A 15,374-nucleotide genomic window follows, 5' to 3' on the forward strand; every position below is an offset into this window, starting at 1 on the left:
CCAGCATGCCTGTATTCGTGGCAAGTCTAAACGAGCCACCGGCATCCGCCCTTAGAACAAAGCACTGCATGCTGAATTCATTACAATATTTTGCTAAGTCAACGTGGCTTATACGCAGATACACCGATGTTGCAAACAAAAAAAGACCGCGCTCGCTAGCAGCTCTGCCTGGTCGATATTTTTCTAGTGTTTTTAAGTAATCTAAAGCTATTTTTTCTGCATTTTGACAGCAGCACTGCCGGATTGAGGTGCTCCTAGGTAAAGGAGGGCATATGACAAGACCGACGACTTTGGAACTAAACTTGAGAAATCTATTAAGAGTAAAGCGTACACGCTCAGGATCTAATATTGGGGCAAAACACGGGCGCCACTTTGGGTTGAGTTTCGAAATACCCCGCTCCACTATAAATCGCTTAGCTCCTATTGTACCTAACCATTTTTCCGGGGGAGCCCTCAAAAAATCAATGAATTCTGAAATCTCTTTGCCAGTAAGCATGGTAAGAGGAGTCTTCTTTATAGAAAAGCACCACAGAAGCAGCCGCTCAATTACATACAGCTCTTGTCTAACGTTCACGCGCTTCGACAAAGTCTTATTAAAGTAATCAACCAATAGCTTATGAGCATCTTCAGCAAGCAGTGTGGAGGGAAGCGATCGCACATATTCTCGTACTAAGCAGATTTCGACTACGGAACCCTCCGAGCCAACCACCGTCGGTAGCCCCTGGTTTGTCAGCAAAGGGTGAAATGAGATTCCCATTCTATGCCGCCAGCATAAGTAGTCACTCGCTGAAATGTACGTAATACCGCGAGATACGGCAATCATCACGTCCAGCGCTGGATCAAACCCAAATTTTCTTCCGATTAAGTCGCGACAGCGCGAACCATGCGCATGTCTCAGTCACTCGCAAAAGCATAGGACTTCGTTAGAGAAATCAAGAAGATGTAGGATTTCGAGGAGGCTGGCTTTTCGTTTTTCCGATTAACAATCGGACGAAGCCGCGATGACGAGGCTGCTTGCCTTTTTTTCTAGCGGATCATCGATGTGATTCGAAGAGTCGAAAAATCAGTGGGTTAGGTAACACTGGCTCCGATTATTGATTGGACGGTGGGCGAGGAGGATTCTAAGGAATCTTAGGTGAGCAACGCATGTACGCGACCTGAAAGGCTTTCCGCGAAACCGGTGGTGGTTTCCGATTAACTGGTAGAGCTCACACTTGGAATTCCGACCGGGGACTGGTGGAAGTGGACAGACCAATAAACGCTTATGACGCAGCATAACATTTAACATAATATGCATTATGCGCACCTTGGTATGGAGCTACCGGGGCCGTGGGTGGACGGATTGGAAGCCAGGACGGCCAACTCAGCACGTTCACACTGGCCATGAACGGCCACAGCGTCGTGCAAACGGATAGCTACTGTGATGAGCTGCATTGCAAAGAACGCGGCTCTGAACGCTCGGGATTTTTTAGGCATTTCATTTCCTCTGACTGTGCCGAACCGGCGACTGGTCAAATGTTCCCAAGATCGAATCCCGCCGTGTCGTGGTGAAATCAGGGCATTTTGTTGCTCGGATGCATTCGTTGATCGAGCGCCCGAATCTCTCGATGGAGCCCGTCAATACTCGGTGGAAACTGAAGAAGCCGGGTTAAAGAGGAAATGAAATCATGCAGCGGGCCGGTATGATCGCTGTGCTTGTCGGTTTGTCGGCCATAGCTAACAGAGCTGCAGCCCTCATGGCAGATCAGCCACACATGCCGGATAGCATTTATGAGAGCGTACCGTGCGCCGCCGGGACCACGTTCAGGTACCTCGAAATGTTGCCGGCGGAGATCCCTTGCTAGAGCTATTTTCTGGCTCAGTCCCTCATCGTTCGGAGCATCTTTTAAAGCCTGATCCTCCCGCCAATACGCCTCATCTGACGGTCTATGCAAAGCATCACGAACGCGTTTCTGTCGACGTAAATCGTACTCAGCCAATGCATTTGCCAGATATCGAGCACCGGCTCGAAGCTCTCCAGGGCTGCAAATAGAACCAGTAGCAGTGACTTTTTTGGTCAAAATCAGTGCGGTTTCCGGAAAGATCGACATGACCAGGTCATGCATTTCTGCACTGTGCCGAAGCGTCATACGAGCATTACGGGCTCTCTGAGGGGACGGCATTCAATGATTTCTCCAAAAAAGACTAGGCAAGAGGCTTCAAGCGTTGGAAAAGTTGCAGTACCCTACCCCTTAAATCATTCGTTTCAGTTATAACTATGCTAAATATTCATTTAGTTGAGTTGAATGGAGGCTAATTAAGGCTGAGCTAAATACACAAAGCCTCCTGCATATCCGATAATTGCCAGACCCGGATATCGCCCAATTCTATATCATGGGGTTCTGCCTGCGGCCTCCCGAGTCGTGGTTCGGGCCAATGGTGAAATCCCGCTTCGTGCGTGCCCAGTCGCTCTCAATGAGCCCGCTGCGGGCGTTCTGCGCCAATCCGGCCTGGCGGCCGTTCAGCCAGACCTGGCCGAAACGCGAAAAGCACCGACGAGGGACTAACGGAAGTCAACCCGTTCCGGGCGGTGAAACAGAAGTCGGTCTACAAGCAACGGCACATCCAGGATGCCAGCTCGCGGGCACTGACGCATCTGCAATGGGATTACGTGATCGAGACCGCCGAAGGCATGGCCGACGAAGACCCTGCCCACGAGCGGACCTTGTTCGTGCTGACCACCCTGTTTGCCATGTACTTGCGCATTTCTGACCTGGTTGGCCGGGACAACTGGGAACCAAGCATGGGCGATTTTCGCCGCGATACTCTGGGCAACTGGTGGTTTCACGTGGTGGGTAAAGGCAACAAGTCGGCAAAAATCAGCGTACGGCATGAGTATGTGCAGACCTACCTGATGCGCTACCGGTTGTACCTGGGCTTGACTCCCCTGCCCTCGCCCCATGACTCGCACCCGTTGCTGCTGACGCTGAGCGGCCGAGGCGGCTTATCGAGCCGGCATGTGCGACTGCTGCTGCAAAAGGTCTTCGACCGGGCGTTGCTGAGGATGACGGCGGAGGACCGCAGCGAGAATGAAATCGACAACCTGCGCTCGGCTTCGCTGCACTGGCTGCGACACACCTCGGCGACCTTCGATGCGCCCTATCGTGAGTCGAGTACGATGGCCTAACGCTATCGCACTAGTTACTCACCTCGGATGGACGTTCGTTTATGGAAATTGCTGAACAAAAAGTAGTCGCGCTTCAAGATTATCCTGCGCTGAGGAAGCTGGCAGGCGTATTGTGGCGACAGGATGCGTCGTATCGAGGTGCTGCGGTGATGGTCGGTGCCGGGTTTAGCCGATGCGCAGCACAAAGTGGCGACAGCACACGCCTGATGCCGCTTTGGATGGATTTCTCACGATCAATGAGGGTTAGACCAATCAGACAGAACATCCACAATACAAAGTTGGATGGTGCGTAGGCCATCGGTGACGTTTTCAGCGTCGGAAAAGTATCCAGTAAGACGTATGAAGTGGGCAGTGGCATGAGCTTGATGGGCGGCACGATGGTTCGCGAATGTTACCTGACCATTCCATATGCGTATTTCAAAGCGGACGAGCGTTACTTGCTAGAGGCTTGCTCGATGGCGCTGACACCTGAGGCACGCTTGTACGATGCCAAGCACGAGGTGGTGGGTGGCACTGGCTGTGCTCGCGAGTAAACCTACCCTAGACAAACTGCTGTTTGGTTGACAGCAGGTTCAAAGCTGCCAATTCACGAAAGATTTTCGAGAGGTTAGAATCCGGTCACCTATGATTCTCGAACAGCTCAAATGCTGCGGTTTTGATTCAATTGCTGCACAATGATCTAACTCAAGTAAGAGCCCCATCAATGAACCTCTCAGCAACCGACGAACGTCTGCTCAAGGCCCTGGCGGCAGCAATCGTCATCCACCCCAGAGCCACGCTGAAAGAGCTGGCGGAAACGGCTGGCGTCAGCAAGGCGACCCTGCATCGATTCTGTGGGACTCGAGACAATCTGGTTAGCTTGTTGGAAAGTTACGGCGAGCAAGTTCTGCGTCAAGTGATCGCCGATGCCGATCTGAAAAACATCGAACCGCCGGCGGCGTTGCGACGATTGATCGCCGAGCATCTCAAGCACCGCGAAATGATGGTGTTCCTGCTCTTCCAGTACCGCCCGGACACTTTTGACGGCAGTGAAGCCAATCAAGGTTGGCAAGCCTACGCCGATGCGCTGGACGACTATTTCCTGCGGGGGCAGCAGACCGGGTTTTTCCGCATCGATATCAGCGCTGCAATGTTCACCGAGATGTTCCTGAGCCTGGTCTACGGAATTGTCGATGCCGAACGCCGCGGTCGCGCGGCCAGTGCAACATCTGCATTGACGCTTGAGAGTCTGTTCCTCAATGGCGCCGTGACGGCATCTCGCTAGTTTACCGATGCCCGGATAAAAAAAGCCCCTGATCACTCAGGGGCAAAAGCGGTTGGCCAGACCAACCAAAGGATCGATGAGTTATCCCCGCGTAGACCAGCCACCACCAAGGGCGCGGAACAGGTCGACGAGTGATTTTTGCCGCTCGATGCTCGCCTCGATCGCGGCCGCTTCGTTCAAGTAGGTGTTGCGCTGCGCATCCAGATACCGCAGATGGCTGTCCACGCCACCCTCGTAGCGAGCCTTCGCCAGTGCCAAGCTCACCCGGCTGGTTTCGGCCAACGCTTGGCGTGCAATTTCCTCACGCCGCAAAGTATCGCTGGCAGCGAGTGCATCGGCCACTTCCCGAAAAGCGGTTTGGATCGTACCTTCGTAGGCTGCAACCGCCGAGTCCTTGCGCGCCTCGGACAGGCTCAGCGCAGCCTTGTTACGCCCGGCGTCGAACAGCGGCAACGACAGCTGTGGCATGAAGCCCCAATTGCGCGAGCCACCCTCGAACAGCCCGGACATCTGCGCGCTGGAGGTACCGAAGCTGCCGGTCAGGCTGATCCGTGGAAAGAACGCCGCCCGTGCCGCACCGATATCGGCGTTACGTGCGCGCAACCGATGCTCGGCGGCAAGAATGTCCGGACGCCGCTCGATCAGCGCCGATGGTGTCCCTGGCGCGATGTCCGGCAGCACCATCGGCGCCTCGGGTCGTTCGGCAGGGATCACATTGGCCGCGCTGGCGCTACCGAGCAGCAGCACCAGGGCGTTGTAAGCCTGCTGCTGCTCGCGCAGGATTGACTCCAGCTCCGCCCGCGATTGCTCTACCAGCCCCAATGCTTCCTGATGATCCAGCGCCGTCGCGGTGCCTACTGCGCGGCGCTGGCCGACCAGGGCCAGGGAGTCTTTGCGACTGCCCAAGGTCTGGCGGGTCAACGCCAGGCGACGCTCAGCGCCATCGAGTGTCAGGTAAGCTTGGCTGACCTCGGCGATCAGGGCAATGTGTGCAGCCCGGCTGACCTCCTCGGTTGCCAGATATTGCTCGAGCGCTGCGTCGCTTAGGCTTTTTACGCGGCCGAACAAGTCGATTTCGTACTCCGGCAGCGATAGCCCTACTTGATAAGTGCTGTTGACACCCTCGCGGCCATCGCTGGAGAGGTCCGACGGCAAATGCTGGCGATTACCCGAAGCGCCAGCGTTCAACCCGGGCACGCGGTCGGCACGACTGATACCATATAGCGCACGGGCCTGCTCGATATCGAGCAGGGCCTGGCGCAGGGAACGGTTGTTGCCCAGTGCGGTGCCGATCAACTGACGCAGCGTAGGGTCAACGATGAACGCGTGCCAGTCCAGCTGCGCCACGGCCTGGCCCTGCTGCCCGGTGGCATTGCCCCACTGCGCCGGCACCGGTGCCTCGGGGCGCTGGTAAGTCGGTGCCAGCGAGCAGCCAGTCAGGGCACAGGCCAACGCGAGTGGTATTGCAAGATTACCCACGACCATTACTTCTCCACCTCGACAGCGTGTTGCAGGGGTGCCGGCTCGCGCTTGAGCAGCTTGAGCACCCAGACGAAACAGATCGGCACGAACACCACACCCAGCAAGGTTGCGCTAAGCATGCCGCCGATCACTCCGGTACCAATGGCGCGTTGGCTGGCTGCGCCAGCGCCGGTGGCGATGGCCAGCGGCACCACGCCGAGGATGAAGGCCATGGAGGTCATCACGATCGGGCGGAAGCGCAGGCGCGCAGCCTCGATGGCGGCGTCGCTCAAGCTGTAGCCCTTCTCCCATAGTTCCTTGGCGAACTCGACGATCAGGATTGCGTTCTTCGCCGCAAGGCCGATGATGGTGATCAGCCCGACCTTGAAGTACACGTCGTTGGGCAGGCCGGTGAGCAGTACCGCCCACACCGCACCCAGCGCACCGATCGGCACGATCAGCATCACCGTCAGCGGGATCGCCCAGCTCTCGTACAGCGCCACCAGCAGCAGGAACACTACCAGGATGGCCAGGGCGAACAGGCCGGCGGCTTGGCCGCTAGAGACCTGCTCTTGGTACGACAGGCCGGTCCAGGCATAGCCAATCCCCGGTGGCAGCTCACTGACCAGGCGCTCCATCTCGGCCATGGCCTGGCCGGTACTGTGGCCTGGCGACGCGTCGCCAGCGATGCGGATCGATGGGTAGCCGTTGTAGCGCACCAGTTGCACTGGCCCTTCTTCCCACTGTGTGGTGATGAAGGCACTGAACGGCACCTGTTCGCCCTGGGCGTTCGGCGCATACAGGCGCATCACACTTTCTGGGGTCATGCGCGCGCCCTGCTCGGCTTGCACCACTACGCGCTGCTGCCGCCCAGCGTTGCTGAAGTCGTTGACCACCGCAGAACCAAAGGCAGTGGCCAAGGTGTTGTTGATCGACTCGAAGTTCACGCCCAGGGCGCTGGCCTTCTCGCGGTCGATGTGCACGCGCAACTGCGGTGCCTCGGCCAGGCCTTCCATCATTGCGTAGAGGATCACCGGGTTTTCATTGGCGCGGGCTAGCAGTTGGTCGCGGGCGGCCAGCAATGCCTCGCGCCCTAGGCCACCACGGTCCATCAGCCGAAGGGCAAAGCCACCGGAGTTGCCCAGGCCGTCGATCGGCGGTGGCATGACCGCAGTGATGGCACCGTCGCCGTTGGCGGCGAACTGCTCATTGACCACGGCAGTTTCAACTACTGCGGATTGTTCCTTGCCACGCAACGACCAGTCTTTGTAGGTTGGGAATGCCAGCGCGGCATTCTCGCCCTGGCCCGAGAAGCTGAAACCAGTCACAACAATGGTATTGGCGACAGCTTCCCGGGACATCAGGAAAGCTTCCAGTGCCTCTGCAGTGTGATCAGTACGCACCCGGCTGGCACCCGGTGGCAACTGCACGTCGACGATGCCATAGCCCAGGTCCTCGGCGGGGACAAAAGCCTCTGGTACTCGCACATAGGAGTAACCGAGGACCACAAGGATGCCGACATAGGCCAGCATCCAACGCCCGGCACTCGCCACCAAGGCACTGTTCATTACCGAGTAACGTTCGGTAATGCGGGCGAATGTGCGGTTGAACGCCCCAAAGAAACCGCCCTTTTCATGATGCCCATGTGCTACCGGCTTGAGCAGTGTGGCGCACAGCGCCGGGGTGAAGGTCAGGGCCAGGAAGCCTGAGAACAGGATCGACACTGCCAGCGACACCGAAAACTGCTGATAGATCACGCCCACCGAGCCGGACATGAACGCCAGCGGCAGAAACACCGCCGCAAGCACCATGGTGATACCGATGATCGCCCCGGACACCTGCCCCATCGCCTTGATGGTTGCGTCTACCGGCGACAACCCTTCCTCGGCCATCAGGCGCTCGACGTTCTCCACAACCACGATGGCATCGTCCACCAGGATGCCGATAGCCAGCACCATGCCGAACATGGTCATCATGTTCACCGAGAAACCGAGCAGTTTCATGATCATCAATGTGCCGAGCAAGCACACCGGCACCACGATCGACGGAATCAGGGTATAGCGCACGTTCTGCAGGAACAGGAACATCACCAGGAACACCAGCACCATAGCTTCGATCAGGGTGTGGACCACCTTCTCGATGGCCACGTCTACGAAGCGCGAGGTGTCGTAGGGAACCGAATACTCGACGCCGTCGGGGAAGAACTGCGCAAGCTCCCCCAGGCGCTCCTTGACCAGCTTCGCGGTCTCGATAGCGTTGGCTCCGGGCGCCAGTTGCACTGCTGCTACCACTGCGGGTTTACCGTCCAGTCGCGCAGACAGGTTGTAGTTTTCGCTGCCGATGGCCATGCGCGCGACATCACCCAAGCGCACGCTGGAACCGTCGGATTTAGCACGTAGAACGATACCGGCGAACGCTTCGATGGAGTCCAGGGTACCTTGCACGGCCAAAGTCGCGGTCAATTCCTGCTCGCTGGCGCCCGGCGTGCTGCCGAAGCTGCCGGCCGGAACTTGGACGTTCTGACCTCTGATGGCGTTGCTGATGTCGTCGATGGAAAGGCCGTAGCCCACTAGTTTCTGCGGATCGACCCAGACGCGCATAGCCGCTTCGGAGGCGAAGAACTGCAGCTTGCCCACTCCGGGTACGCGCAGTAGTTCGTTGTTGATATTACGCGCCGCATAGTCTGCTAACGCCGTTACACCGTCGCGCCCACCTGTCGCACTCGTCAGGGCATACATCAGCAGGAAGCCCGAACTGGCCTGCTCCACCTTCAGCCCCTGGGTCAGCACAGCCTGGGGCATGCGCGCCTCGGCCTTCTTCAGGCGGTTCTGCACATCGACCTGGGCCATGTCTGGCTGGGTACCTGGCTGAAAAGTCACCATCACTTCGGCGACACCGTTAGAGTTGTTGGTGGACTCGTAGTACAGCAGGCCCTTGGCGCCGTTGAGCGATTCCTCGATGATGCTGGTCACCGACTCCACCAGCACCTTGGCCGAAGCACCCGGGTAGGTGGCAGTGATGGAAATTTGTGGCGGCGCCACACTTGGATACTGGGCCACCGGCAGCGCCGGGATCACCAGCAAGCCCGCCAGGGAAATGAACAACGCCACGACCCAGGCGAAATTCGGCCGAGTGATGAAGAACTTGGACATCTCGCTAACCTCGCCTTAGTGCGCCGCGGCCTGTTGCGCGTGAGCCAGCGCCACGGCCATGCCAGGTGCCAATCCGGCCGGGCTGCCGACAATGACCTGGTCACCGGCACGCAGGCCTTCGCTGATCTGCCAGCGGGAGCCTTGCATTACGCCGGTACGTACGCTGCGCACCTCGGCCAGGTTGTCGGCCCCCACGACCATTACCCGTGCCCTACCGTCGCTGCCACGCTGCACCGCCCGTTGCGGCACCAGGATGGCCTGCTGGTCGGTGCCCTGCGGGGTGCGCACACGCACATACATGCCAGGCAGGAGGATGCCGTCGCGGTTGTCGAAGCGCCCGCGCAGGGTGACCTGGCCAGTGCCACGGTCAACTGCCACATCGGTGAACATCAGCGCGCCTTGGCGCTGGTAGTCGGTGCCTTCCACCTGGGCGCTCAGGGACTGGTCTTCGCCACCAGTCAGGGCACCCTCCTTGAGGGCCTGACGCAGACGCAGGGCATCGGCGGCAGACTGCGTGAAGTCTACGTAGATCGGATCAAGCTGCTGAATGCGCGCCATCAACGTGGCGTCACCCTGCCCCACCAGCGCACCCTCGGTGGTCAGGGCACGGCCGATGCGGCCGGAAATGGGCGCGGTTACGGTGGCATAACCAAGATTCAGCCGTGCGGTCTGCACGTCGGCCTGAGCCGTGCGCACAGCGGCCTGAGCACTGCGCAGCTCGGCGGTGGCGCTATCGAAATCTTGCTGACTGACAGCTTCGATCTTGACCAGGGGTTCGTAGCGCTTGACCCGTGCCTGAGCCTCTTGCTGTACCGCCTGTGCACGCGCCGAGTCGCCTTCGGCGCGTGCCAGGGCCACCTTGAATGGCTCGGGGTCAATCTGGAACAGCACGTCGCCGGCCTTGACATCGGCACCTTCTTCAAAGCGCTTGTGCAAGACGATACCGGCCACACGGGCACGCACCTCTGCTACCCGCATTGGCTCGACCCGGCCAGGAAGCGTCGAGGCTAGCGACAACTGTTCGGTTGTCACCGTCACGGTCTCCACGGGCATAGCCGCTGCAGAGGCGGCCTGTGGCTCCTCGCCCACTCCGCAACCGGCCAACGCCACCGCAGCGGCGAACAGCCCACCCATCCCTATCGCATTTATCTTGCCCATCATTCACCACAGCCTTGATTGAAAACGACCCGGATGATACGTTTTCAACTTACATGAGTCAATAATGCCTCATTAGAGCCAATAGTGATCATGCGTCATCTGGTCTCGGCCGTGCCATGTTGCATCGCTTTTACGACACTGGTCGCGATCTGAATAACTGGCTTCCTTGAAGCCTACAGAGCACTGCAAACACAACAGAGGTGTTCGATGAACAACCTGTTTAGAGGCGATGTTGTCACCATCAAAAGCGGTGGCCCGAGGATGACCATCACGAACATCAGGCAACAGCGTTCCATCTCCGGCTTTCCCGGAACGGCATTTGCGTTATGTCAGTGGTTTGAAAATGACGCCTTGATGGAGAAATGGTTTGACGTCATCGTTCTGGAATCCGCGAAAGAAACAGTCCAACGAACGGTTTGACGTCGGCCTGTCCGACAAGACCGACGTGCTGCAATCCCTGGCCAGCTACGATACCGCACGGGCCAACCGGATCATCGCCGAGCGCCAGGTGCAGGATGCCTTCGAGGCCCTCATCGCCCTGACCAACCGCGAGTACAGCTCGATCCAGGGCGTGGTCCACACGCTGCCGGTGGAGGTGCCGACGCCCAACGACGCCAAGGCCTAGGTGAAAACCGCCGGCCGCCAGAACCTCAAATTGCAAGGCGCTGCTGGCGCACGGGAAGACTGGACTGCACAGCCAAACCTTGACCAGATCATGACCTTCAGTCACTATTTTACATAACTCACGTTGTCACATATTCGACTGGTTGCTAGTCTCCTCGATACCCTTTTGCCCGGATCAAGAATTCCTATCTTCCGACAGGTGTAATCCACGCTCGACTTCACTATGCTGGGCCAACCGTGGAAGCCAACCACTTGATCCAGAAACGCTCTTATCCTGAAATCCTGAGACCTCATGCCTGAATCCAAACCCCCTTCCAGAACCGCCTCCACTTCTGCCGGTCCGAGCGCACCTCGCAGCTTGGCGCGTAGGGGGCGGCCCGTGGGCGACCGCGACGCCAAACGTTTAGAACTGCTGGAGGCAGCCATTAGCGTGATCGCGCGGGATGGCTACGCCGGTGCGTCGATGCGCAATGTCGCAAAACATGCAGGTTGCACCACAGGCGCAGTAACATATTACTTCGCCAACAAGGAAGAGATGATCACTGAGGTCGCCCAAAGCTTGTTCGACCAGGTCGACACGATGTTGGCAGCGAACCAGGCGGAGATGAACATTCCCTCGTTGCTCCGGCAGTGGATGGAGTGGGTCAACGACGGTGAGTCGACGATCTGGCTTTCCTGGTTGCAATTGCTGAGCCATGCTCGGCATGAGCAGGCGTTCGCGCATGTCATCAAGCAGCGGTACGCCAGGTTTCGTCAGGTGTTTACCATGGTGATCGAAAAAGAGCAGCGTCAGGGCAAAGTCCGCGACGACATACCACCCGATGTGCTGGCCGACCAGATCAGCACCATCTGTGACGGCTGGCTGATGATGATGCCGATCGAGCCCGAGCGCTTCAGCGCCGAGCGCGGGAATGCCCTGCTCGAGGCGCTCATCACGTTGATTTCACCACTCGCGAAGCGCAGTGGCACGCGCAAGGCCAAGTGACCGCCCCTGATCTATAGCCCATCCCATGGGCCGGACGAGAAGTCGTCCGGCCCTCGCAAACCTGGAACGGGCCTTGGCGTTGAAACGCCCTACGCTTCCTACTTGGATGCGGTCTTGTACAAGCTCAGCGCCTTGTTGGTCGCAGTCAGGCAGCCTTCCCCATCACCTTTTTCCCGAGCCTCCTTGGCCTGCGCAATCAGTTTGCGAATGTCCGTTGCCACACCTCCATGAACGCCGCTGCCTTCGGAACGCTCGATGGAGTCGAGCTGGTTGATCTTGGCTGTGCAGTGGTCGGCATCGGTCTTATCCCCGGCGTACACAGCCGGCGCGCAGATGATCGATGCAACGGCTATCACTCTCAATAGTTTCATGGGTAGCTCCTTCGGTTGTTTGCAGCAGGTTTAGATAACTACTAAATCTAGGAAGCGTCCCGTTCAGGGTCGTTTTTTGAGTCCTGAAACGATGACGCCCGCCTCCCCTTGGCACGATGATCGCGCTGCGCTATTTTACATAACTATAGTTATTTGAATACAACAACAGCGTGCCGAGGCAAACATGAACACTGAAGACAAGTCTTCACCGGCCTACCGCCGGCGCCTGCTTATGCAGGCTCTTGCTGGCGTGGTGCTGGTAGGTGGTACGGGACTCGCCGGGAGCGCCCTGGCCCAGACGGTAGAGGCAACCCTGAGCGATGTACGGAAGACCTTAGCGCCGCCCACAGCAACCCTGTCACTGCAACGCTCAATCAACTCGCGCGACAGGTTCCGAGCAAGGAGCCCTGGAATGCGGCTGATGCACCTGAAATCGACAAGCTATCGGTAGCCCAATGGCTCAAGAGTCAAGGCATCGACAACTCCAGCCGGTTTAGCTTCGAGACCTCTATAGGGTTGACCACTGGTACGCCACCAGCCAGCCTGGCCCTGCTGCACTACCTCTCGCTGATCAATTCCGCCGACTGCAGCATGGAGAAGCTGGAAGGCTTCAATGGCGGCGCTCAGGAGACTCGCTTCGTGGGCGGATCCCAAGTGTTGAGCCCGCGTATGGCTGAGTCGTTGGGCGATCGCCTGAGGCTTTCCAGCCCAGTGCGCAAGATCGCCAACCCCGCAATTGCTGGCGGGCTATCGACTCATGAATGCACTAGACAGCCACTATGCCCGCTACGACGCCGATGTCGGAAATTGGCCGCAACCCCAGGATACCTGCAACGCCTGCCATGGTACCTCCGAAAAGTCGCAGAACGAGCAGTACCCATCACTCGTCGGGCAAAAGGCCGATTATCTGCAGGCGCAACTTCACGCATTCGCCGAGGGCAAACGGCACAGTGCGCAGATGGAGCCGCTGGCCGCCACATTGACCGACGATCAGATCGTGTTTCTGGCGCAGTACTTTGCCCGGCAAACGCCACTCAGCACCGACATTTCAACGGCGGATGAGCAACTGTCGGCCAAGGGCAAGGTGAGTGCCGCGGAGCGGGGTTGTAGTGCCTGTCACGGCAGCGATTTCGTGGGCGGAGCAGTTGGCCCCCGCCTCGCGGGCCAGGGAAAAGCTTATCTGCTAAGCCAGCTCCTGGCGTTCAAGGAGGGCACGCAAACGGACCCGAGTGGCGCCATGAACGCGACCGCAGGTCTGCTTTCGCAAACCGAGGCGCAGGCGCTGGCGCACTACCTCGCCGATCTCGACCCCGCCAGGCACTGAATCTTCGACGGGCGGATGCACAGCCTCCGCCCCATGTCCCATGGTTGGATCAAGCGGGCTTTACCCGGCTGCCACATGGCTTAGAATTTAAACATAACAGACGTTGCGTAAAATTCGGTAGCGGATTACATTGCAGTAAAACAAAAACAATCACCTGAGCTCATCGTATGCACGACTCCACTGCCCCATCCGCTGCCGGCCACCCTCCTCCGGGCCTCAGCCCTGCCGTCTCGCGCCTGCCGAAAAACTGCCGCGTGATCGCGTGCGCGCTGATGCCCAACCCTCAATCAACCACTCGGTCATACCCCGAAGGCGCGGAGATTCCATGAGCAACCTCCATTTCGATACCTTGATCATCGGTGCCGGCCTGTCCGGAATCGGCACGGCTTGCCATCTAATGGACGAGTTTCCCAATCGCAGTCTCGCCATTCTGGAACGGCGCGAGTGCATGGGCGGAACGTGGGACCTCTTCCGCTATCCAGGCATTCGCTCCGACTCCGACATGCTGAGCTACGGCTACAAGTTCCGCCTGTGGGACAACCCCAAGATATTGGCCGACGGCGCCTCGATCCGGCGCTACATCCAGGATACGGCAAAGCAGTACGGTCTTGCTGACAAGATCCAGTACGGCCTAAAGACCCTCAGTGCGAACTGGTGCAGCCAGCAGCGTCTGTGGCAATTGACGGCGCGGCACGAAGCCAGCGGCGATATCCGGCATTACACCTGCCGATTTCTGCTCTGCTGCACTGGCTACTACAACCACGACGAGGGTTTCCTGCCTTCTTTCCCGGGGGAGGACGACTTCAAAGGCGTACGGATTCATCCACAGCATTGGCCCGAAGACCTGGACTACCGCGACAAGAATGTCGTAGTCATTGGCAGCGGTGCCACCGCAGCTACGCTGATTCCGGCGATGGCTGACAAGACCCGCCACATCACCATGCTGCAGCGCTCCCCCTCGTATATCTACTCGCTACCTTCCACCGACAAGCTCACGGGAGCGCTCTCCCGCATAATGCCCGCGAGCTGGGCCCTCGGCCTGGCTCGCAAGCGCAATATCGTGCTGTACCGCGCCGCTTACATTGCCTGCCGGCAATGGCCGCGCCTGATGCGTAGGATCATCCTGGCGCACGTGCGCCGCCAGGTAGGCCCTAACGCCGACATGCGCCACTTCACCCCGAACTACATGCCTTGGGACGAGCGCCTATGCGCAGTCCCCGACGGCGACCTGTTCAAGGCCATTCGCAACGGCCAGGCATCGGTGGAAACGGACCATATCGAACGCTTCACCGAGCATGGCATTCGTTTGAAGTCGGGCAAGGAACTGCCAGCCGACATCATCATCACTGCTACAGGGCTGCGCTTGCAGTTGCTGGGCGGCATGACCGTCTCGGTCGATGGCACGCCTTACCCAGTGGGCGAGCAGATGACCTACAAGGGAGTGCTGCTGGAAAACCTGCCGAACATGGCATGGATCTTCGGCTACACCAACGTGTCGTGGACGCTCAAGGTCGGCTTGGCCGCCACTTACCTGTGCCGCCTGTTCCGCTATATGGAACAGCGCAACTTAGATGTTGTGACTCCTTACGACAACGCCAACAACGCGTTGAGCGACGGGATCATGAACTCGATGAAGTCCGGCTACATCCAGCGTGACCAGCACTTCCTGCCCCGTCAGGGCCGGTCGTACCCCTGGTTCGTCTTCATGCACTACGGTCGCGACAAGAAGATGCTGCTGAAGGACCCGATCGAAGACCACCACCTGGAGTTCCAGCGCGCTCAGCAACAAGCGCTCACCCCACGGCCCGCCAAGGTCACCGGTTGAACCACAACGCCCACGGCCTCGCCGCCGGTGCGTGAAAACAATAA

At 58.5% G+C, this 15,374-nt stretch carries 11 protein-coding genes and 3 pseudogenes; 9 read left to right on the top strand and 5 right to left on the bottom strand.

Going from position 1 to position 15,374, the window contains the following annotated elements:
- Positions 1-1,553: 1,553 nt before the first annotated feature.
- Positions 1,554-2,105, bottom strand: coding sequence for a hypothetical protein (locus L1P09_RS12840; protein WP_235768922.1), 552 nt, complete (start codon positions 2,103-2,105; stop codon positions 1,554-1,556).
- Between the two features lie 268 nt (positions 2,106-2,373).
- Here L1P09_RS12840 and L1P09_RS12845 point away from each other — a divergent pair.
- The 3 genes and pseudogenes from L1P09_RS12845 to L1P09_RS12855 form a co-directional block, all read left to right on the top strand.
- Positions 2,374-3,148, top strand: a pseudogene (locus tag L1P09_RS12845) (site-specific integrase); the annotation flags it as partial.
- A 59-nt stretch (positions 3,149-3,207) separates the two neighbouring features.
- Positions 3,208-3,459, top strand: coding sequence for a hypothetical protein (locus L1P09_RS12850; RefSeq protein ID WP_235768923.1), 252 nt, complete (start codon positions 3,208-3,210; stop codon positions 3,457-3,459).
- A gap of 410 nt (positions 3,460-3,869) precedes the next feature.
- Positions 3,870-4,430, top strand: coding sequence for a TetR/AcrR family transcriptional regulator (locus L1P09_RS12855; protein ID WP_235768924.1), 561 nt, complete (start codon positions 3,870-3,872; stop codon positions 4,428-4,430).
- An 81-nt stretch (positions 4,431-4,511) separates the two neighbouring features.
- Here L1P09_RS12855 and L1P09_RS12860 read toward each other — a convergent pair whose 3' ends face one another.
- Genes L1P09_RS12860 through L1P09_RS12870 form a run of 3 tightly spaced genes read right to left on the bottom strand, consistent with a single transcriptional unit; the run spans position 4,512 to position 10,201 of the window.
- Complete coding sequence (locus L1P09_RS12860) at positions 4,512-5,915, bottom strand: efflux transporter outer membrane subunit (protein ID WP_235768925.1); 1,404 nt, start codon at positions 5,913-5,915, stop codon at positions 4,512-4,514.
- Positions 5,915-9,043: a multidrug efflux RND transporter permease subunit gene (locus L1P09_RS12865; RefSeq protein WP_235768926.1), complete on the bottom strand. Its 3,129-nt coding sequence runs from the start codon at positions 9,041-9,043 to the stop codon at positions 5,915-5,917. The genes L1P09_RS12860 and L1P09_RS12865 overlap by 1 nt, the downstream gene beginning before the upstream one ends.
- A 15-nt stretch (positions 9,044-9,058) precedes the next feature.
- A complete protein-coding gene (locus L1P09_RS12870) occupies positions 9,059-10,201 on the bottom strand; it encodes a MexC family multidrug efflux RND transporter periplasmic adaptor subunit (RefSeq protein ID WP_235768960.1) in 1,143 nt (380 codons plus the stop codon).
- Between the two features lie 261 nt (positions 10,202-10,462).
- Between L1P09_RS12870 and L1P09_RS12875 the strand changes: the two genes are divergently transcribed.
- From L1P09_RS12875 to L1P09_RS12885, 3 genes and pseudogenes are all read left to right on the top strand, one after another.
- On the top strand, positions 10,463-10,621 hold the full coding sequence (locus L1P09_RS12875; RefSeq protein ID WP_235768961.1) for a hypothetical protein: 159 nt from the start codon (positions 10,463-10,465) through the stop codon (positions 10,619-10,621).
- A pseudogene (locus L1P09_RS12880) lies at positions 10,602-10,925 on the top strand (TolC family protein); the annotation flags it as partial. The gene L1P09_RS12875 and the pseudogene L1P09_RS12880, both read left to right, overlap by 20 nt.
- Before the next feature lie 279 nt (positions 10,926-11,204).
- Complete coding sequence (locus tag L1P09_RS12885; protein ID WP_235768927.1) at positions 11,205-11,810, top strand: TetR/AcrR family transcriptional regulator; 606 nt, start codon at positions 11,205-11,207, stop codon at positions 11,808-11,810.
- Between the two features lie 98 nt (positions 11,811-11,908).
- Here the strand turns inward: L1P09_RS12885 and L1P09_RS12890 are convergent, their stop codons facing one another.
- A complete protein-coding gene (locus L1P09_RS12890; RefSeq protein WP_235768928.1) occupies positions 11,909-12,181 on the bottom strand; it encodes a hypothetical protein in 273 nt (90 codons plus the stop codon).
- Between the two features lie 378 nt (positions 12,182-12,559).
- Between L1P09_RS12890 and L1P09_RS26230 the strand changes: the two are divergent.
- The 3 genes and pseudogenes from L1P09_RS26230 to L1P09_RS12900 form a co-directional block, all read left to right on the top strand.
- A pseudogene (locus L1P09_RS26230) lies at positions 12,560-12,898 on the top strand (amine oxidase); the annotation flags it as partial.
- A gap of 40 nt (positions 12,899-12,938) precedes the next feature.
- The gene (locus L1P09_RS12895) at positions 12,939-13,505 is read left to right on the top strand and encodes a c-type cytochrome (RefSeq protein ID WP_235768929.1); all 567 of its coding nucleotides are present in this window, start codon (positions 12,939-12,941) and stop codon (positions 13,503-13,505) included.
- Positions 13,506-13,830: 325 nt separating this feature from the next.
- Entirely contained in the window at positions 13,831-15,330 is a 1,500-nt protein-coding gene (locus L1P09_RS12900) for a flavin-containing monooxygenase (protein WP_235768930.1), read from the top strand.
- Positions 15,331-15,374 lie beyond the last annotated feature (44 nt).

Source organism: Pseudomonas juntendi, from assembly GCF_021560075.1.
Lineage (GTDB): Bacteria > Pseudomonadota > Gammaproteobacteria > Pseudomonadales > Pseudomonadaceae > Aquipseudomonas > Aquipseudomonas juntendi.

Bases quoted from the DNA above. Each gene is read 5' to 3' on its own strand.
- L1P09_RS12840 (WP_235768922.1), bottom strand. From the start codon at position 2,105: ATGCATGACCTGGTCATGTCGATCTTTCCGGAAACCGCACTGATTTTG.
- L1P09_RS12875 (WP_235768961.1), top strand. From the start codon at position 10,463: ATGACCATCACGAACATCAGGCAACAGCGTTCCATCTCCGGCTTTCCC.
- L1P09_RS12850 (WP_235768923.1), top strand. From the start codon at position 3,208: ATGGAAATTGCTGAACAAAAAGTAGTCGCGCTTCAAGATTATCCTGCG.
- L1P09_RS12860 (WP_235768925.1), bottom strand. From the start codon at position 5,915: ATGGTCGTGGGTAATCTTGCAATACCACTCGCGTTGGCCTGTGCCCTG.
- L1P09_RS12890 (WP_235768928.1), bottom strand. From the start codon at position 12,181: ATGAAACTATTGAGAGTGATAGCCGTTGCATCGATCATCTGCGCGCCG.
- L1P09_RS12855 (WP_235768924.1), top strand. From the start codon at position 3,870: ATGAACCTCTCAGCAACCGACGAACGTCTGCTCAAGGCCCTGGCGGCA.
- L1P09_RS12865 (WP_235768926.1), bottom strand. From the start codon at position 9,043: ATGTCCAAGTTCTTCATCACTCGGCCGAATTTCGCCTGGGTCGTGGCG.
- L1P09_RS12900 (WP_235768930.1), top strand. From the start codon at position 13,831: ATGAGCAACCTCCATTTCGATACCTTGATCATCGGTGCCGGCCTGTCC.
- L1P09_RS12895 (WP_235768929.1), top strand. From the start codon at position 12,939: ATGAATGCACTAGACAGCCACTATGCCCGCTACGACGCCGATGTCGGA.
- L1P09_RS12870 (WP_235768960.1), bottom strand. From the start codon at position 10,201: ATGGGCAAGATAAATGCGATAGGGATGGGTGGGCTGTTCGCCGCTGCG.